The following is a 21,107-nucleotide window of genomic DNA, read 5'->3' on the forward strand; positions in this document are numbered from 1 at the left end:
AATAAGTAAATTGCTGATTTAATGCTGAACATGAGCAAGATATCAAGAAACAAGTTTTTGTGGTGTATAGTAGCAATAGTATTTATTGTTATTACGTATTACTATCAAAAATCTAAGGCTGCTGAAGATCATCAGAAAATGTTGGAAGTGTCAGCTAAGAACTGTGACTTAGACATTCTGAAATTATTAATAAAAAAGAGTAGAGGTGATTCAAGAGTTAGTGAAAGAGCATTATATGATGCCGCAGAGAAAGGATGCTTAGAAGTTGTCAAATTTCTGCTCGATGAAGGAGTAGATATAAATACTAGTTTAGCTCTACTTAGTGCTGCTGACAGTGGCCAATTAGAGGTTGTGAAACTTTTACTAGAAAGAGGAGCTAACCCTCATGTTGAAGGCCGTAAAAGAAGAACTGCAAAAACTATAGCAATGAAGAGGTCATCTTATAGTGGAAATAAGAAGTCTTATAGAGAAATCGTAGACTTACTTGATGAAGCAGAAAAGCAGTACAAGCCAGAGCAATAAACCGCACGCGTACAACATACAGTTTCAACAATTATCCACAATAAATCATTACATTATGCAAAATCAAAAGATCCCAGTTGCAGTAATATAGCCCTTCTTATAATAGTCCGAACGTGGGTAAAAACGTCTTTATAGCTATTGTAAGCCAGGAGGCCAGCAGTGTGTTATTATGATCTGTTCGGATTATTGTGAAAAGAGCTATATTAACGATGTTAATACAGACGGTAGCGGCGATATGGTGGCTTGCCAAGCTAGATTTACGGGTTCACATTCATGATAAATTTATAGAGCAGAACAACGGATTGACCGTTACGGTATATCGTCTGGAAGAACGGGTAAAAAATCTTTCTGAGGAACTTGATGAGTTTAAATTACAAGTCTTAAGCGGGAAAATTAAATCTTAATACCTTTATCTAAATTTTCACATTTCACAATGACAAAGTACATCTTGTCCGTTGACGGCGGAGGCATAAGAGGCATCACACCAGCGATAATATTAGCAGAAATAGAAAAGAGAGCAAGGAAGCCTATTTCTCAAATCTTTGATCTAATGGCTGGTACTTCAACCGGTGGAATTGTTGTAGCAGGGTTATGCCAAAAAGATGAACGGGGAAATCCCCAATATTCAGCAAATGATTATCGAGCTTTACCAAAAGTACGAGCATATATTTTAAGTCTTCATTTTTAGAATCAATATATCTTGGTTTAACTGTGCACAATACCCAGTAAAAATATTGAGTATGTACTTCATAAATATTTTGGCGATGATATCCTTAAAAACATTTTAAGTAATGTGTTGATTACGAGTTACGATATTCAGAATAACTGCCCATTTTTCTTCAAAAGCTGGAAAGAAGGTAATATTAAGCTGAAAGATGCACTCAGAGCTGCAACGGCTGCACCTACTTATTTCATACCAAAACATCTAAAAATTAACCAGATAAACAGAGTATTAGTGGATGGTGGGGTGTTTGCCAATAATCCAGCGGCTTGTGCATATGCAAGTGGTAAAAAATTGTTTCCAAATGATGAGATTATACTGTTATCACTAGGTACTGGTAGAACAGATAGAAGCATAGCTAATTCAAGGAGATTTGGAAAAATAAGCTGGATAAAACCACTACTACATGTGATGTTTGCCTCAAGTTTAGATGCAGTAAATTATCAGTTGGATCAAGTTATAGGTGATAAATATATACGTATACAATCGCAATTAAAAATAGCATCACCTGATATGGATAACATTACATCAAAAAATATCAAATCTCTGCAGGAGGAGGCAAATGCAATGATAGAGGATAATCAGAAAGTGATAGAGAAATTCTGTATAGAAATATTAAATATATAACTATTCTCTCTAATATTTTAATATATTATTTATGAGTCAGTAAACTACTGAGGTTTTTAATTCAGGTTAAGTTTTGAAAGCATAATTTTCAAGCTCCTCAACAGATAAATCTGTTATTTTAGAAATAGCATCAATAGAAACGTCCAACATACGTAAATTATTCGCAACTTTTATTGCCTCCGCTTTGTAAATCTTTTCTTTGTAAACTTGCTTTCTTTGCGATAAAAATTCTACCCATATGCCCAATTCATCTCGTGATTCTTGATTGTCAATCTTTTTAGACTCTCTCACCCAACTTAATAGCTCGTTTTCTGCTTTATAATTATCTTCTTCATATTTCTTCATCAAATCTTCAGGATTAACTGATAACTTTTCTGCTATTTCCCATAATCTTTCGCTTAAAATAGTAACACTACCTTGTTCATAGTGATGTATCTGTGATGGTCCTATATCTAGCTCTCTTGCTAAATCCTCTTGAGTATATCCTCTTATTATTCTCCATTTTTTTATCTCTTGTCCTTCGTTTGAATGCTCAGAGCCTTTTTTCTCCTTATTATCATATTCTTCAGTTGATAAGCCTGTTGCTCGATAGATAATATCATTATCAAACCCCACTTTCGCTAAGTTCTTGGCCATGCTTACCCTTGCAGCTTTTACATTATTTTCCTCTTCAGCTTGAATAAATCCAGTTAAGTCGCTAATTAACTTGCATGACTCTTGTCCCTTTATTTTTGCTATAAAGTTGTACATCCATTCTTTGTTAAAAGAACAATTTTCTCTCAGTACTTTGTGTCTAGGAAATAAGCTACCAACATGAACTGATAATTCTTCCGCTATGACTTTTAATTTTTTAGTTGGAATGCCACATGCTCCTTGCTCATATCTTAGTAATGTATGATATTTTATGCCTGTTTTCTCTACTAAATCTTTTAGGGTATACTTTTGTTTTAGCCTCCAGCTTCTTACTTTTTGTGCTATTTTGTATCTTATAGAGATATTTGCCATATCGTAACAATTTTACCGAAATAAACATCTGTTATTTTGCTATATTTAGCTTATAAAGAGTTCGCAATTTTGTGGTTGTAAGTAAAAAGGGAGAAAACCTCCCTTCGTTTAAAGTTTCCGGGAAGTTTCTTTACTACCTCCACATACCTTATCAACCCACGATAATGTTTCGCTATTACTAATTGTCTTTTCAACCTTATCTTTACTCCACTTGCCACTCCTAGGAAAACTTCCTTTTTCTACCGCTTCTGTGACCGTCATCCCTCCAAAAAAACACTCTTTTCCTATATTTTCCCCTCTCTTTTGTAGTTCAGACCACATTTCTTTATCTGCTACTCTGACCTCTATCTCATGGTCATTTTCTGCATTATGGTATATTACAATTTTTAGGCTACCAATACTTGTGGGAAATGCTACCTCAAAAGCACTATTGTCAGACACATCAACATAATTCCTTTCACCTTCTTTTCCACTTCTAACCTCAACCTTACTATTTCCCATTTCTATAACATCACCTCCTAATTTTACCTCTCCTGTGGTTAACCCTAAATTTTTTGTACCTTCCAATACTCTTGCAATATTTACCTTGCTATTATCAGAAAATTTCATAAAAAATGTCTGATTGTCTATTTCCACATCCTCTATGATTCCCTCATTTTCAATAGCACTTTCACCGATTTCTCTCAATTCTTTAAGCCACTCATCTATCTGTGGATGAATCTCTTGATACAGTTTGTTATGCATTTCACTTATTCCCTTATCCTGCAATAGATCGTAACTGAATATTGCTCCATTTAGCATCAATTCACATATTATGTCTTCCTTCTCATTTTCTTTGCATTTGATCAAAGGCATTTTCGATATCACCGTATCAGCAAAACTCTTCTGTCCTTCGCTATACGCATTTATCCTGATTCCAGCGCTTAGTGCCTGGTCTATCACTTTGTTCAGTTCATCTACGCTTTTTGCCTTTACTACTCTACTTTTAAACCATCTCAATTCTACATTTTCACTTGCACTTGGCTCTATCTTGCTTAAGGCTGGAATAAACGGATTTTGACGATTTGAAGATTTTGTGTTATAAATCTTACGTCCTTCTCCAAGATTGATTGATTTTCCAGAAACATCGCTAGGGGAAGGCACACCTTCAGGCTTCTCAAACCTGCTTTTATCATCAAATATTTTCGGATCAGTCTCGTCTAAAAGTATAAGCTGCTGATTTTTTTTGCTAGTACGCCTAATAGCACTATATAGTCCTTTTGGTAACTTTTTAGAATCAATGATTAACTCATAAGTATTTCCATCCATATCATCAAATGATACTGTTTTTTTAGTAGTCATATAGCCTCCTATTAAGCATGTTATTCAAGTCTATAGAGCAATTTATTGCTTTATGATTAACTTAATACGCAAATTATAAAAAGATCTTGTATATCTTGCAACTATTTATAATAAAAGAATAGATTTTTGGGACTTTTATTCTTTAATCACGACTTAATATACAAGCTATACAAAGATCTTTTATATTGTGCAGTTCTTGCTCTTCAGATTCTTGATTAAGTTTTTTTGCTACTGTGTAGTAGCCAAACTTCTCAAGCAATTGAAATTTGGTTTATAACAGCTCTCTTTCCTTAAAACTGCAATATCCTTTGTCTGTCATAATAATGTGATCCTCTAGTTCAATTCCCACTCCTTGACATGCTGACACTAATTCTCTAGTCATTACTTTATCATCTTCTGATGGTTCTAAACTCCCTCCCGGATGGTTATGAGCTAATATTATTGACGCTGCTTCCATTGATAACGCCTTTTTTACCACTTTCCTTTCAGATAGGTGTACTTCATCTATTGTACCAAAATACACTTCATCTCTTATCAGACGGTTCTGTTTATCCAAGTATATTATCAGGACAGCTTCTTTTGCTGAAAAGCCTATATTTACCCTTACATACTCTATTAGCTTTTCTTGGCTATCCATTACAGGGCCTCTCTTTAACCCTTCTCTTAGTGCCCTCTTGTAAGCTTCTTTAACACATTCAATCGCTGCGGCTGCATGTTCAGTCATTCCGTCTATCATTTTCAGGTCATCGATTTCTCGTCCCAAAATTTCTCCTATTCCTGGGCAGTTATCCATTAGAGTTTTAGTAACATCTTGTGCTTGCTTTCTGTCGTGAACTGCTCCTAGAAGCACTGACACTATCTCACGATCAAATAGAGCACTTCCTCCTCCGCTCTGTAGTACTCTCTCTATTTCTTCTGTAAGTTTTTTACCATTATTCATAAAATATACTCCTCGTTAATAACAAATTGTTTTTAATTATTTACTGCTGTTTTTTATCAGCATTGGCATAAAGCCATAGCTTCCGAGTGAAGTCAAATCAATTTTTAAATCTTTTTTACTTATTTTTTCATAAATAGGTAAAGATATTAATACATATTTATTTTCAAGTTATGTAAAAAGGTTGTTGTTAATCAATTATTTTAGAAATAACATCAGTAGAAAAACCTAACTGAAGTAAATTATTTGCAACTTTCATTTCCTCTATTTTATTAATCTTCTCTTTGTAAATTTGCTTTCTTTGCAATAAAAATTCTACCCATATATTTAGCTCATCTCGTGATTCTTGATTGTCAATTTTTCTATATTCTCTTGCCAAACCTAATAACTCATTTTCTCCTTCGCAATCATTTTCTTTGTATTCCTTTATCAGATCTTCAGCATTCACTGATAATTCTCTTGCTATCTCCCCCAACCTTTCACTTAAAAGAGTAACGCTACCTTGTTCATAGTGATGTATCTGTGAGGGACCTACATCTAGCTTTTTTGCTAATTCTTCTTGCGTATAGCCTCTGATTATTCTCCACTTCTTGATCTCTTGTCCTCCGTTTTGGCTTGTACAGCCGATACTCTCTCTATCAGCATATTCTTCGGTTAATAAGCCCGTTGCTCGATAGATAATGTCAGTAGCAAACCCAGCTTTAACTAGATTCTTTGCAATTCTTATTCTTGCTGCTTTTATATTACTTTCTTCCTCAGTTCGGATAGATTTGGTTAATGCATAAATTGCTTTTCGTCCTTCTATTCTTTTGTATTTTTCTATAAAATTATACATTTCCTGGGTCTTAGCTTTGTCGAAACAACTGTTTTCTTTTAGTACTTTTTGTCTTGGAAAGAGATTTCTAATAGGGATTGATAATGTCTCTGCTATCACTTTTAGCCTTTCAATTGGAATGCCACATGTTCCTTGCTCGTATCTTAGCAGTGTATGGTAATTTATGTTTGCTTTGCCTACTAAATCTTTTAGAGTATATTTTCTCTTTAACCTCCAGCTCCTTACTTTTTGTGCTATCTGGTACCTTATCGAGATATTTGCCATAAATATTATACAGGTTAATACTACCAAATAAAGATATATAAAAAGGATGCTTCCTTCTATGTTTGAATTTTAGTTGAATATTTCTTCACAATTGTGTATAATTATTAATGCTTTTTAAGTGGATTTCCTATGGCTTTATCTAAATTTCTTGATGCACGCAATGATTATGCTTTTGTGTGACGTGAAAGTCGTCTATTGAACTGTTTAGCACTGACTAAACCGAGTGTTTTGCCACTCGTACCCTACTAAACTGTATAAGTACAGTAATGTCTTATGCAAAGCGTTTAGGACAATGAACCCGCCCGAAAAGGAGAAGTTCGGTCTGTGAAGAAGGAACGATGCTATAAGTGTCAAGTTGGCACGGGGGCTAGGGTGAACGGTATGGATAACAGAAGTGAATGATCGTAAGCATCGTTAAATCGAACAAGCCAAAGACACTGACAGGCTTGGACCAAAAGGTATGTGGTAGGTTATCAGCGTGAACGCATCTGATACGCAAACATAAACACCACCGGTGTATAGATCAATCCTAACCCGCTCGTTGTTTGATAGGTGGAACACGGAAACCCCATATATCTCTGGGTAATTTCTTTACTCAGTAAGGTTGATCATGAGAAAGACTGATGGATATGTGGGATTGGGAGTGTGGAAAAAGTGAATGCTCATCTGTAATGGATGAGATACAGGTTTAAACGTTATCTGGCTCGAAAGAGAACTGACGTCCACTACGGTCATCTTGAACAAGATTGTTTGTAAAACCTTTTAAGTGAGGAAAGCAGATGGTTACAGGTAAAATTGTAAGTGCACCTTTCGGTACGGCAGAACACTGGAATCAAATTAACTGGTTTCAGTGTAAAAAAAATACCAGAAGGCTACAAGCTCGTATTGTTCAGGCAACAAAAGCTAGGAGATGGAATAAAGTGAAAACTTTACAACGCCTCCTCACACGTAGTTTTAGTGCTAAAGCGTTGGCAGTAAAACGCGTAACTTCAAATAAAGGAAAATGTACAGCTGGTGTTGACAACCAGTTGTGGCAGAGCCCTTCAGCAAAATCTCAAGGAATTGCAAACCTGAGGCAACGAGGATATCGCTCTCAACCTTTGAGACGAGTCTATATCCCCAAACCTACAGGCAGCAAGCGACCTCTTAGTATTCCCACTATGAAAGATCGAGCGATGCAGGCCTTATATCTTATGGGACTTGATCCTGTTGCAGAAACAATAGGAGATAGACACTCATACGGATTTAGGAAACATCGCTCAGCTGCTGATGCGATAAGCCAGATCCACAAAACTTTGGCGGGACGCGACAGATCGCAATGGATCCTAGAGGCGGATATTAAGAAGTGTTTTGATGAAATAGACCATTGCTGGTTAGAAAGCTCAATTCCAATAGAAAAGAATATTCTCAGCAAATGGTTAAAATCTGGGTTCATAGAAAAACAAATGTTCCGCTTCACAATAGCAGGGACTCCACAAGGAGGAATTATCTCCCCTGTACTTGCTAACTTGACCCTTAATGGTTTCGAAAATGTTATCAGTAAACATTTCGGGAACAAGAAAACGCAAGAAATATGGTGTGCACGTGATTCGCTACGCGGATGACTTCATAGTAACTGGAAAATCAAAAGAAATTCTTGAGACTAAAGTTAAAAGGCTAGTAGAGGATTTCCTCAGCGACAGAGGGTTAACTCTATCCACAGGAAAAACCAAGATCACACACGTAGAACAGGGATTTGATTTTCTAGGTCAGACAGTACGAAAGGAAGATAATCATCAAACCTTCAGCAGAAAGTACAAACCGACTTCTGAAGCGCATCCGGTGCTTGATTCGTAAGAACTGCGCAGCAACCCAAGAAAAAGTAATAGAACTGCTCACACCTCAAATTCGAGGGTGGGTCTATTACCACAGGGGAATATGCGCAAGAAAAGCTTATGAGAAAGTGGATTCTGAGATTTTTAAAGCCTTATGGCAATGGTCAAAACGCAGACACCCTAATAAAGGCTTACGCTGGATTAAGGGGAAATACTTTAAAACAAAAGAAGCCAGAAGATGGTGCTTTGCAGCGCTGACTAAGAATAAAGGTACAGTTGAGTGGAAGGAACTCTTTCAAGCAACAAGCGTACCAATTCGTCGCCACAAGAAAATTCAAGCTGAGGCAAATCCCTACGATAAAGAATGGTATGCCTACTTTGAAAAACGTAGATCAAATAATCCTTCTCTTTATGAGGATGATAAGATATGATTAATGTTAATCCTAGTAAGGAATTTGAAATGCCAGAATATTTGAAGGAAGCTGTTGCCGGTTCTCGAGAAAAGGACTTAAGATGGCTCGAGCCGTATGAAGGGAAACTTTCAAGTACGGTTCCTAGAGGAGAGTTTAGTGGAAAATATCTCAGTCCACTAAACTCTTACTCGTTCAAAAGAATATTTGGCACTGAAAAAAATAAAGACATTCTTATCCACTTTCTCAATGACATTCTAGGCCTTACTGATGAAGCTAAAATAGAAAATGTGCAGTTTCTAAATCCCATTCAAAATCCTGATATTGCTGCTAAAAAGGAAAGTATTGTTGATGTATTGTGTAGAGATTCTAAAGGTGTTCAAACAATTGTTGAGATGCAAGTCGCTAGAACTACTGGCTTCGAAAAACGTGCACAATACTATGCCGCTAAAGCTTATTCCAGTCAAGCTGACGTAGGTGGTCAATATCAAGATCTGAAGGAAGTTGTCTTTATTGCTATCACTGATTTTATCCTATTTCCTAATAAACCAGAGTACAAATCCGATCACGTTACTCTTGATAGAAAAACATTTGAACATGACCTGAAGGATTTTTACTTCGTATTTATAGAGCTACCAAAATTTACAAAAACCAAAGAAGACCAACTAGAAAATATAGTAGAGAAATGGTGTTATTTTTTTCGTTATGCAGGAGAAACAAGGGAAGAGGATCTAGATAAGATAGTTGGTAGTGACGTAATAATAAAACGAGCTTATGAAGAGATGAATAAGTTTAACTGGTCAGAAGAAGAATTACTAGCATATGAGCAAAGGAAAAAACGTATAATGGATGAGATTGCTGCTTTTGCTGAAAAATTTGATGAGGGGCTTAGACTAGGTCAAGAAAAAGGTAGACAAGAAGGCATCCAAATCGGCCGTCAAAAAGGTAAAATTGAAGGTATAGCAGAGGGCGAACAACAGGCTAAAATAGCTGTGGCCAAAAATCTACTTAAGGCTGGCGTCTCTACTGACATCATATCGCAAACTACAGGTCTTTCCTCTAATGAAATCAAGCAGTTACAGGCAGAAAGACCATATAGTTCCTTGATTTATCGCTCTAACACACTGCTTATTCCTTTAACTACTGATGTTCCATTTAAGAAAGTATTAGGCCTCTTAGGTAGCTCTACTTTTCTTGAAACTTGTTGATCTAAGACTTCAGAAGGTTTCTCTATTTTTTGTTGTAGCAGTACAGTTTCTTTTTCCCCTTCTAATTGGCTTCTTAAGTGGACTAGAAACTTATCAGTTTGTTTTAATTCTGGACATGCTTCTTTTGCAAATGAATATAGAGTTTTTGATATTTCAGAAAATTTTTCACTTACTATTTGCCTAACTATAGCTGATTGTACTGCCACAGGATCAAAGCTTAGATTTTTTACTGATATACCTGATTTAGTGGCTGTTTCATTCAATAATCGCTCAAATCCCTTTGTAATATTCAATGCATAGCTCTGTGCCTCTAGTGGAGATATAGGCTGATCTGCTGTAGAAATGTACTTTTGACCTGTAACTTTTCTAATCAATAAATCAAGTAACATTATTGTACCATTTACATCTATTGGCGCATCAATTTGTGAGATGGAGCTTGTAGTATTTAATGTTTCCTCAGGTAAAGCAGCTCTAGAACTAAACAACCCTCCTATAGAATCTTTTACCCAACTAAACAAATCATTTATCCATGAAGATGGTCTTGCGCTACTACTTGCCACTACCTCATGTTGATTACTTAAATCTATAGCAAGAGGTTTACGTGATAAGTGACCATGATGACGATTATAATCTCCACGGTGATGACGACGTTTGCGTTGTGTAGTTTTTTTCTTTTCTTGTACACTTTCTTCAGCTCTTTTTGGTGAACCTCCTGCTTCTGTAGATTCTGCTTGAATTCTTGATAAAATTCACTGATCTCTTGTTTTTTTTCAAGTCTAAGTGGGAGGATAAAAGTTTGCCATACCCATTGGAACATTTCCTCATTTTCACGATGTGCTACAGCTTCAAGACACTCCTTCCATTTTTGAATGAGAATACCACTAATATGGGGTGAATAAATTATTGATTCCTTATCAACACTAATGGCAGATCGAAATCTTTTTAAAAAATAAACACCCTCACGGCCTGTAATTATAAGAGCAAGAGCTTTATAATCACCAGTCTTTAGCATCTCACGTTGTACCTCTAATGATCCTGCCTTATCCCATAGAGAATCTGCTACTTCAGTATGATCATTTTTAGCAGCCAAATTGAATGCACGATAGCCACCAGCCTTTAGCATTTCGTGTTGTATCTCTGATAAGCTTGTCTTGTTCCACAGAAAATCTAATATCTTATCATGACCATTTTTTGCAACTAATACGAATGCTTCATAATTATTAGCCTTTAGCATCTCACGTTGCACCCCTACTGCCTTATCCCATAGAGAATTTACTACTTCAGTATGACCATTTTTAGCAGCAAATCTGAATGCTTCATAACTATCAGCCTTTAACATTTCGCGTTGTACCTCTGATAAGCTTGTCTTATTCAATAGAAAATTTACTACTTCAGTATGACCATTTTCAGCAGCAAATATGAATGCTTCATAATTATTAGCCTTTAGCATCTCACGTTGCACCCCTAATGATTCTGCCTCATCCCATAGAGAATTTACTACTTCAGTATGACCATTTTCAGCAGCCAATTTGAACGCATGATAATCATTATCCCTTAGCATTGCAAGCTGTATACCTAACTGTTTTGCCTTTGTCCACAGAGAGTCTATTACTTCATCATAACCACCTTTAACAGCGAATCTGAATGGTTTATAACATCCAGTCATCAGCATTGAATATTGTACCCCCGATGAGTTTGCCTTGCCCCACAGAAAATCTAATATCTTATCATGACCATTTTCAGCAGCCAATTTGAATGCCAGATGATGCCAAAATTCTAGCATTTCATGTTGTACTTTAAATGACTCTGCCTTTTTCCACAGGGAGTCTACTACTTTAATATGACCATTTTCAGCAGCCAATTTGAACACATGATAACCACTATCCCTTAGCATTTTATATCGTACCCCTGATTTTACCTTATCCCACAGAGAGTTTACTACTTCAGTATGACCATTTTCAGCAGCCAGTTTGAATGCTTCATACTTTATGATACCAGCTTCTAACATAAAATATTCCATCTTCAATGATACTGCTTCTTCCCACAGAAAGTTTACTGCTTTAGTATAACCATTTCCAGCAGCCAAATTGAATGCACGATAGCCACCAGCCTTTAGCATCTCACGTTGCACCCCTACTGCCTTATCCCATAGAGAATTTACTACTTCAGTATGACCATTTTTAGCAGCAAATCTGAATGCTTCATAACTATCAGCCTTTAACATTTCGCGTTGTACCTCTGATAAGCTTGTCTTATTCAATAGAAAATTTACTACTTCAGTATGACCATTTTCAGCAGCAAATATGAATGCTTCATAGTCATTGGCTTCTAGCATTTCACGTTGCACCCCTACTGCCTTATCCCATAGAGAATTTACTACTTCAGTATGACCATTTTCAGCAGCTAATTTAAATGCTTCATAGCGATCAGCTCCTAGCATTTCACATTGCACCCCTACTGCCTTATCCCATAGAGAATTTACTACTTCAGTATGACCATTTTCAGCAGCTAATTTAAATGCTTCATAGCGATCAGCTCCTAGCATTTCACATTGCACCCCTACTGCCTTATCCCATAGAGAATTTACTACTTCAGTATGACCATTTCTAGCAGCTAATTTAAATGCTTCATAGTCATTGGCTTCTAGCATTTCACGTTGCACCCCTACTGCCTTATCCCGTAGAGAATTTACTACTTCAGTATGACCATTTTTAGCAGCTAATTTAAATGCTTCATAGCGAAATGCTTCATAGTCATTGGCTTCTAGCATTTCACGTTGCACCCCTACTGCCTTATCCCATAGAGAATTTACTACTTCAGTATGACCATTTTTAGCAGCTAATTTAAATGCTTCATAGCGATCAGCTCCTAGCATTTCACGTTGCACCCCTACTGCCTTATCCCATAGAGAATTTACTACTTCAGTATGACCATTTTTAGCAGCTAATTTAAATGCTTCATAGTCATTGGCTTCTAGCATTTCACGTTGCACCCCTACTGCCTTATCCCATAGAGAATTTACTACTTCAGTATGACCATTTTTAGCAGCATAATAAAAAGGTATATTGCCATACTTATCTATATCCATAACACTAACAGCTTGATTAATAAAAAATTTAACCATACTCAATTTGCCTTCTTGAGCAGCTAAGTGCAAAAGACTACGACCGCGAATATCTTGATATTCAATGCTAGCACATCCTTTATCAAAAGATGTTAACCTCTCAATATCAATACTTTTAGCTAGATCCTCAACTTCATCCATATTATCTTGATCTATAGCATCAAACATCCGCTCTCTTAATGAAGAACCAACTTTATTCTCACCATCAGGATCCACCCCTGCCCTTGCGGGCTCAAATTTAAGATTTGCACTGTTAACTTTGTAAAACCTACCACCTTTGTTAAATTGAAAAGCAACTTGTTGATATTTTGGACCTCGTAAATAATTATCTAAAACAATTTGGAAAGATCCTTGATTAATATGACTACTAAGTACTATTTCATTAGCATTCTCACAATTTACTTTACATTTAATATTTTTTGGATCTATGTCACACCCAGTAAGGTCAATTACCTTATCAGATGTGCTAGCGTAAGGTGCTGTTATTATTCTCAGTGTAAAATCAACTGAATGACTACGCTTGTAAGTCTGAGGAAATTTAACAACGTAATCACTACTGTATGAGTTCATTTCTATCGTAATAACCTTCTTACAATGAATATTTTCACAACTAAAATCAGCTGCTATCTCATCAGTATAAATACCTCCAATTATCTCTTCATAAACAACATTGCCCACAATTTTCTTCGCTTGCACTAAAGATATTGGGACACCTAGATTATTGTTATTAATAATATCTTTTGCGACTTTATAAGCCGTTGGACCTTCTGAATCTATAATGTTTGCAATTATTACTGCTTTCGATATTTTTTTACTGTCTTCCATAATTTTGCTACCAACATCAATTCCTGAGTGATTCAGCTTCTGATACTTCATATCTTTTATTAAATCAGACAAAGATTTATTCTGTATCGTAACTACTTCTGTTATCCCTGCTTTTTTTGCTTGGATCATTAATTTTTCAAAATCACCTACCTTAATACTTGCAACTTTGCTCTTTTCATCATCAGCCAAAAGCTCTAGATTGTAATAAGCTTGGTGTTCATTTATTCTTAATAGTCTAATATCATTACCTTCAAAAAGTATCACATCCAAGTTTTTCTTTGATCCAAGATTACCAGAATTTATACCAGCACCATCACCACTGCTCTTATCAACAATGAATGATGTTTGTTTTGTACTTCTAAGGTGTGTATCCCTCTTGTTAACCTTTCTCACTTCATAATCATTGTCTTGGCAATCGACATCATGACTTTGTATAGAATTATACCCTCCGCCTTCTCCTGCATCAATATACCTTGTTTTGCAATCAGTAATAATGGATTGATTATCTGTAGAATGAGAAACATAATCATATACATTCAATAAATGTATTTTTGATTCTCCCATTTCAACAATCCCTTTATTTAATTCAACAGAAAGGCTAGGGGTATCATAATTCATTACTATGATATTATTTACTATTCCTCCACTAATATTACCACGAGTATCGTGATTGATAATAAAGGTATTATCATGATATTTTGAACCGATATAATCTATCTCACCCTTTGGAACATACATAATTGCTGGGTAATCTTTTGCTGCTATTAACTGATTAGGCCCTAATAGGTATAATATTGGAGAAGAGCGACTCTTTTTTATATCGGCTAAAACGAAAGGTTCATCTGAAAGGACAAATTCCTGTGTACATTCTCTACGAAGTTTGGCAATATTACAAGCGGAAGATTTTCTTCTTGGATAAATTAGATTGATTACAGCACCACATTGAGGTTCTTTTTTCGTGTATTTTAATGGTGCATCTACAACTCTTAAATCAAGGTTTTCGTACTCAAATCTGGTTAGATGAAAGACATGTCTTGCGTTTGTATCAATAATATAAACCTCTTCTTCATTAAATTTGTCAAAACATCCCATATTACTACGAAAAGCTCCCACATCTCCACTCATGCCCAAGATATAAGGTTTCATCTTTAGTGCTTTAGGTATATTAAGGAGAGATAAATTATGATACGCTACGTAAGAATTAGAAATAGTGCCAGCACCACTATTAAAAGAAACGTTTTTATATTCTTTTTCCGGCTCACATTCAACTGTATAATGTACTTTCATCGCTTGAGAATACATTCCTTCTCTATGAATAGTTATCTCATTATATCTTTCTTTAATAGAGGATATATACCATACAACTGCAGCTACATCACTACCAACCAACACTTCAATAGCCTTCTTTTTTACATCATTTAAATGACCTTTTATTCTAATTACCTCTTCATACTCCTTTCCTAAATCTCTTCCTGTAAAAAATTTTCTCCATTCTGCAAAAAACACCCCTGCTTGCTCATTGCCAGGTAATAGAGGCACCTGTTCCGCTATTGCTCTAGTATATTCCATTCTTTCATTGATGCTCATACCAATTAATATTGCCATATCAAGAACTGCAGTAACCATTGATAACTTGCCTAAAACTTTGCCTGCAACGAATAACCCTCTAAGAACTTTAGGAGTAATACTTACGCCCTTCATCGCAAAACCAACTCCCATACTTACAGGTCTTATACTCATACTCGTCAATTTTACACCGCTACTAGTTGTCCAATAGTAGTTTAATGGATGAAGATTACCTTTAGCTATTTCATTTATACTATATCCAAATTGATAAGCAACGGTTACAAATGTAATACCTTGAACTACAGGATTACTAATTATTTTAACAAAACCTTTACGTACAATATTTGGTATCTTGCTTATAATCTTCCCTAAACCATTACGAGGAAGCTTTGTTTTTATAGTATAATCAGGATGTATATAGCTAGTACTTAGACTTTCCCTGGCATCATTGAGAGTATCCAATATGCCGGCCACAAAAGTTATTTGCTTTAAAGCCTCATTATCATGACGCCCAAGATTTGATATATCAACTATACTATCAAATAGATCATATATAGCCATAAAAAAGAAAAGTTTTCCTCCCTTAACTACTTTTTCCTTTATTGGGCTCAACTTACCACGATCAAATTCAGTTCCAGAGCTCTCAAATTTTTTTTTAAATCGCTAATGTATTCTCTAAAAACCTCCTCACTCAGACTATCAAGATGATTTTTTAATCGGTCAAAAGTATCTTCTCTTACTCCTTTTTGTAAAAAACTTTGTTTAATTTCACCTACAATACTATTATAATCCTGATCAGTTATTTCAGCATTGCCTATCTCTTCAATCCCCTTCATAGCTGCTGATAACTCTAGCTCACTCAATCTATTATGAATCACTTCCTTTTCATTTTTAGTAAAGCTGCTAATTATATCACCAACCTTTACTTTATATCCACCAGGGATATTCAAATAATGCTTAACGTCTTCTCCCTCTTGCGTTATTATGTACTCTTTATCATTATCCGTTTTAAATTTGATTTCAGAAGTTTTCTCATCTAATATATAATTCTCTGTGTTTTGTATGCTTGCAGCGTTACCTATCACTACTTCTTGGTGATCGCCATTATTATCCTTTACGTTCACGTATACTTCATCAGCAGATACCTGAATGGAATGTATAGTCATTACTTCTTTATTATAGGCCTCAATTTCTGTATAAACCCCCTTGACGTTACTATCACTAAAGTAATCCTTTATGTCTGTATCACTGAGCTCACTATATATAGCATCTAATCTACTCCCGCTCTCTATATAACTATAGGAGCTAACCTTATTTTTTATTTGATCAGAATACAATTTATCTTGATCAACAATATTATCTTCATTTTTTGATAAGTAATATAAGTCATGTCCTACACTGAGCAACGGATTATCAAAAATCCTACTTTCTATTGCTTCCAAACGATCTCTATGAACATGATTTTTGTGATCATAAACGAGTGCGCCAATATCAATCAGTGTGTTGTAATATGTCTTTTTTTCTAATTTTGTAGACATTTTACTTTCTTGACTCATCAACAATGATACTTCATTTAGTTGTAAGGACTGTAATGCGTTACTTAACACATCACTCTTGTTTACATCATGAGTAGTAGTGCCTTTTATTTTTTCATGTCTAGTTAAAACTTCGTTACCTATTTTACTTTTGAATTCTTTGAGCTCCACCGCCATTTCATCATCAATATTCAATTCTGGCTCGTCTCTTCTCTTTTTAAGTTCAAAAATCAGAAGATTACAATGCTTTTCCAAGTCAGGATCTGATGATGAATCCAACTTTAATAGCACATTTAAGGTATTTGTAATATCCTGAGCATTAAACTGATCTGATATTTCCATTCCTCTTTCAACAAGCTTAAGAATTAGAGATTCATAATGACCTTTCCAATTAGGGTCCGATGATAGATCCCACTTTGATAGCGCATTTAAGGTATTTGTAATATCCTGAGCATTAAACTGATCTGATATTTCCATTCCTCTTTCAACAAGCTTAAGAATTAGAGATTCATAATGACCTTTCCAATTAGGGTCCGATGATAGATCCCACTTTGATAGCGCATTTAAGATATTTGCAATATCTTGAGCATTAAACTGATCTGATATTTTTATTCCCACTTTTGCAAGACTAAAAATCAGAAAATTATAATGATATCTGTCCAAATGAGGATCCGATAACAGATCCCACTTTGATAGCGCATTTAAGGTATTTGCAACATCTTGAGCATTAAACTGACTAAGTATTTCCTCTCCCCTTTTTGTAAGCTTGAGAATCAGAGGCTTATAATGATCTTTCCAATTAAGGTCCGATAACAGATCCCACTTTGATAGCGCATTTAAGGTATTTGCAATATCTTGAGCATTAAACTGATCTGATATTTTTATTCCCATTTTTGCAAGCTTGAGAATCAGAGGCTTATAATGATCTTTCCAATTAAGGTCCGATGACAGACCCCACTTTGATAGCGCATTTAAGGTATTTGCAATATCTTGAGCATTAAACTGATCTGATATTTTTATTCCCATTTTTGCAAGCTCGAGAATCAGAGGCTTATAATGATCTTTCCAATTAAAGTCCGATAACAGATCCCACTTTGATAGCGCATTTAAGGCATTTGCAATATCTTGAGCACTAAACTGATCTGATATTTTTATTCCCATTTTTGCAAGCTCGAGAATCAGAGGCTTATAATGATCTTTCCAATTAAAGTCCGATAACAGATCCCACTTTGATAGCGCATTTAAGGCATTTGCAATATCTTGAGCACTAAACTGATCTAGATAATAAACCAAATCTGATTTTTTTCTCTTTTTTATAAGCCTAAGAATCCGAGATTTATAATGATCTTTCCGATCAAGGTCCGATAACAGATCCCACTTTAATAGCACATTTAAGGTATTTGTAATATCCTGAGTACTAAACTGATTCGATATTTCTACTTGCCTTTCAACAAGATCAATGATTATAAACCTATTATTTTTTTTGAATTTATGAGAAAATAACGGATCCAACTTTGATAGCGCATTTAAGGTATTTGTAATATCTTGAGCACTAAACTGATACGCTACTCTCATTTCCCTTTCAATAAGCTTAACAATCAGAGACTTATAATGTTTTTTCCAATAAAAATCCGATAACAGATTCCACTTTGATAGCGCATTTAAGGTATTTGCAACATCTTGAGCATTAAACTGATTTGATATTCTCTCTCCCTTTTCAGCAAGACTAACAATCAGAGGCCTATAACTTTTCCAATTAAGGCCCGATAACAGATCCCACTTTGATAGCGCATTTAAGGTATTTGCAATATCTTGAGCATTAAACTGATCTGATATTTTTATTCCCATTTTTGCAAGCTCGAGAATCAGAGGCTTATAATGATCTTTCCAATTAAGGTCCGATGACAGACCCCACTTTGATAGCGCATTTAAGGTATTTGCAATATCTTGAGCATTAAACTGATCTGATATTTTTATTCCCATTTTTGCAAGCTCGAGAATCAGAGGCTTATAATGATCTTTCCAATTAAGGTCCGATGACAGACCCCACTTTGATAGCGCATTTAAGGTATTTGCAATATCTTGAGCATTAAACTGATCTGATATTTTTATTCCCTCTTTAACAAGCTCAAGAATTAGAGGCTTATAACGTTCTTCCCAATCAGGATCCGATAACAGATCCCACTTTGATAGCGTATTTAAGGCATTTGCAATATCTTGAGCATTAAACTGATCTAGATAATAAACCAAATCTGATTTTTTTCTCTTTTTTATAATCCGAAGAATCAGAAGTTTATGATATGTGGAAAAATAAAGATCCGATAACAGATCCAGCTTTGATGTCGCACTTAAGATATTTACAACATCTTGAGCATTAAACTGATTTGATATTTCTATTCCCCTTTGAACAAGCTTAAGAATTAGAGGCCTATAATGATCTTTCCAATTAAGGTCCGATGACAGATCCCACTTTGATAGCGCATTTAAGGTATTTGCAACATCTTGAGCATTAAACTGATCTGATATTTCCATTCCTCTTTCAACAAGCTTAAGAATTAGAGGTTCATAATGATCTTTCCACTTAGGGTCCGATGATAGATCCCACTTTGATAGCGCACTTAAGGTATTTACAATATCCTGAGCATTAAACTGATTTGATATTCTCTCTCCCTTTTCAGCAAGACTAACAATCAGAGGCCTATAACTTTCCCAATTAAGGCACGATAACAGATCCAACTTTGATAGCGCATTTAAGGTATTTGCAATATCTTGAGCACTAAACTGACTAAGTACTTCCTTTTCCCTTTTTGCAAGCTCAAGAATCAGAGGCCTATAATGATTTTCCCAATTAAAGTCCGATAACAGATCCCACTTTGATAGCGCATTTAAGGTATTTGCAATATCTTGAGCATTAAACTGACTAAGTATTTCCTCTCTCTTTTTTGCAAGCTCGAGAATCAGAGGCTTATAATGATCTTTCCAATTAAGGTCCGATGACAGACCCCACTTTGATAGCGCATTTAAGGTATTTGCAATATCTTGAGCATTAAACTGATCTGATATTTTTATTCCCATTTTTGCAAGCTCGAGAATCAGAGGCTTATAATGATCTTTCCAATTAAAGTCCGATGATAGATCCCACTTTGATAGCGCATTTAAGGTATTTGCAATATCTTGAGAACCAAATTTCGTATATGTTTGTGCCTTATTTGCAAGCTCCAAGATTAGATTAGGGAGCTTCGGATCCTCTATCTTCCATCGATCATTAAAGTTTCTCAGCTTCAATAAGCTATCATAGACACTAGAAAGATCTATGTTCTTAAAGGGTATGCTTTCATCTTGCAAAGCCCTTATCCATATACTTGCTAATTCACCAAGGAAATTATACAATACCTCCTCCGTCTCTTCAAGAAATCTCAATCTTTGCCATTTATCCGCTAATATACGGTAGATGATTACAAGCGATGCATTAAGATTATGTTTACCTTCATTTAAATGCTGCAGAATCTCTTGAAATGTCTTTTTACCTTCTTCTGTATACACATCTCTTTCTGCTTCTTCTGACAAACGAAACATATCATTTAAGTCTATACATAACATCCTTCCACTAGCTGCTCTCTTGCTTCTTGTTTTACACGGCGTAAAATCCTGTACAGCTATTTTGTATTTACCATGACTAATAATCCACTGCTTTGCTCGTAATGGGTATGGTTTACTTTTCCTTACTAATTTAATAAGCTGTGCTTCAAAAAATCCTAAGCTTGTCAAATCTCCTCGAATGTAACTATCCATAAGGTTTTTGATTTTTTTTATATTCTTAAAGTTTTTCTCACCTATAATCGTGCGTGCATTCTCTTCAAAACCCGTCTCTGGATCATCTGATCTGTTTTTAGCATCAGGACCAATAAAAATGTTTCCAGGAAGCCATAATAAACAAGTAAGAAAGGGATCTTTAATATCAGTGCAAGAAGCTGCTTCATTATTATTACTATGTATAATAGATCCTTCCATTAAATTATCTATAAATTCTTGAGCTCTCGTAATATCTTCCCTACTATTACTATTGCCCTCTCTTGATTCTCTATAATACTCAGGGATGTTTTCCCTTAGAGCAGAGAAAAATCTTCTGAATTTTTTAACATCACCTTTTTCTATCAGCTTATTGTAAAAATCTCTGAGCATGACACGTGAAATAATGTGGTGTTGAGCTAAATCGACTGGGTAATCACTCCCCATACCTTCCTTAGTGAGTATTACATTGCGATTTTTTAAAGATGGAGGATAGGGGGATTGTACAGTGATGTCTTTCATTTTTAGATTATATTTAACCGGCGTACTTGACTGTCTGTTAGGGATCATAACTTTAAAATCCT

The 21,107-nt window shown here is 35.2% G+C and carries 12 protein-coding genes and 2 pseudogenes; 7 read left to right on the forward strand and 7 right to left on the reverse strand.

Annotated features, from left to right (window positions below; translation table 11 throughout):
* The first annotated feature begins 30 nt into the window (after positions 1–30).
* The 3 genes and pseudogenes from wVul_RS06855 to wVul_RS06865 all read left to right on the forward strand — a co-directional run bounded on the left by wVul_RS06855 (position 31) and on the right by wVul_RS06865 (position 1,870).
* The gene (locus wVul_RS06855) at positions 31–522 is read left to right on the forward strand and encodes an ankyrin repeat domain-containing protein (protein WP_047759675.1); all 492 of its coding nucleotides are present in this window, start codon (positions 31–33) and stop codon (positions 520–522) included.
* Between the two features lie 209 nt (positions 523–731).
* A complete protein-coding gene (locus wVul_RS06860) occupies positions 732–926 on the forward strand; it encodes a hypothetical protein (protein ID WP_047759676.1) in 195 nt (64 codons plus the stop codon).
* Positions 927–955: 29 nt separating this feature from the next.
* Positions 956–1,870, forward strand: a pseudogene (locus wVul_RS06865) (patatin-like phospholipase family protein).
* Between the two features lie 66 nt (positions 1,871–1,936).
* Here wVul_RS06865 and wmk (wVul_RS06870) read toward each other — a convergent pair.
* The 4 genes from wmk (wVul_RS06870) to wmk (wVul_RS06885) all read right to left on the reverse strand — a co-directional run bounded on the left by wmk (wVul_RS06870) (position 1,937) and on the right by wmk (wVul_RS06885) (position 6,252).
* Positions 1,937–2,875, reverse strand: coding sequence for a WO male-killing family protein Wmk (wmk, locus tag wVul_RS06870; protein WP_047759677.1), 939 nt, complete (start codon positions 2,873–2,875; stop codon positions 1,937–1,939).
* A gap of 108 nt (positions 2,876–2,983) precedes the next feature.
* Positions 2,984–4,216, reverse strand: coding sequence for a hypothetical protein (locus wVul_RS06875; RefSeq protein WP_047759678.1), 1,233 nt, complete (start codon positions 4,214–4,216; stop codon positions 2,984–2,986).
* Positions 4,217–4,487: 271 nt separating this feature from the next.
* A complete protein-coding gene (locus tag wVul_RS06880) occupies positions 4,488–5,156 on the reverse strand; it encodes a JAB domain-containing protein (RefSeq protein WP_047759679.1) in 669 nt (222 codons plus the stop codon).
* A 187-nt stretch (positions 5,157–5,343) separates the two neighbouring features.
* Positions 5,344–6,252: a WO male-killing family protein Wmk gene (gene wmk, locus wVul_RS06885; RefSeq protein ID WP_047759680.1), complete on the reverse strand. Its 909-nt coding sequence runs from the start codon at positions 6,250–6,252 to the stop codon at positions 5,344–5,346.
* A 779-nt stretch (positions 6,253–7,031) separates the two neighbouring features.
* On the opposite strand from wmk (wVul_RS06885), the gene wVul_RS09580 reads away from it, so the two are divergent.
* The 4 genes and pseudogenes from wVul_RS09580 to wVul_RS06895 form a co-directional block, all read left to right on the forward strand.
* Complete coding sequence (locus wVul_RS09580) at positions 7,032–7,856, forward strand: reverse transcriptase N-terminal domain-containing protein (RefSeq protein ID WP_202966482.1); 825 nt, start codon at positions 7,032–7,034, stop codon at positions 7,854–7,856.
* A complete protein-coding gene (locus wVul_RS09585; RefSeq protein WP_202966483.1) occupies positions 7,831–8,088 on the forward strand; it encodes a reverse transcriptase domain-containing protein in 258 nt (85 codons plus the stop codon). Before wVul_RS09580 ends, wVul_RS09585 begins: the two co-directional genes overlap by 26 nt.
* The gene (locus wVul_RS09590; RefSeq protein ID WP_202966484.1) at positions 8,078–8,497 is read left to right on the forward strand and encodes a group II intron maturase-specific domain-containing protein; all 420 of its coding nucleotides are present in this window, start codon (positions 8,078–8,080) and stop codon (positions 8,495–8,497) included. The genes wVul_RS09585 and wVul_RS09590 overlap by 11 nt, the downstream gene beginning before the upstream one ends.
* Positions 8,494–9,555: pseudogene (locus wVul_RS06895) on the forward strand (Rpn family recombination-promoting nuclease/putative transposase); the annotation flags it as partial. The gene wVul_RS09590 and the pseudogene wVul_RS06895, both read left to right, overlap by 4 nt.
* A gap of 29 nt (positions 9,556–9,584) precedes the next feature.
* On the opposite strand, the gene wVul_RS06900 reads toward wVul_RS06895, so the two are convergent.
* From wVul_RS06900 to wVul_RS06910, 3 genes are read right to left on the reverse strand one after another with little or no spacing between them, the layout of a single operon-like run.
* Entirely contained in the window at positions 9,585–10,244 is a 660-nt protein-coding gene (locus tag wVul_RS06900) for a latrotoxin-related protein (protein ID WP_047759681.1), read from the reverse strand.
* Positions 10,245–10,267: 23 nt separating this feature from the next.
* Complete coding sequence (locus tag wVul_RS06905; RefSeq protein ID WP_047759682.1) at positions 10,268–15,811, reverse strand: ankyrin repeat domain-containing protein; 5,544 nt, start codon at positions 15,809–15,811, stop codon at positions 10,268–10,270.
* On the reverse strand, positions 15,808–21,093 hold the full coding sequence (locus wVul_RS06910; protein WP_047759683.1) for a DUF1601 domain-containing protein: 5,286 nt from the start codon (positions 21,091–21,093) through the stop codon (positions 15,808–15,810). The genes wVul_RS06905 and wVul_RS06910 overlap by 4 nt, the downstream gene beginning before the upstream one ends.
* Positions 21,094–21,107: the final 14 nt, after the last annotated feature.

This window comes from Wolbachia endosymbiont of Armadillidium vulgare str. wVulC (assembly GCF_001027565.1).
In the GTDB taxonomy this organism is placed as follows: domain Bacteria; phylum Pseudomonadota; class Alphaproteobacteria; order Rickettsiales; family Anaplasmataceae; genus Wolbachia.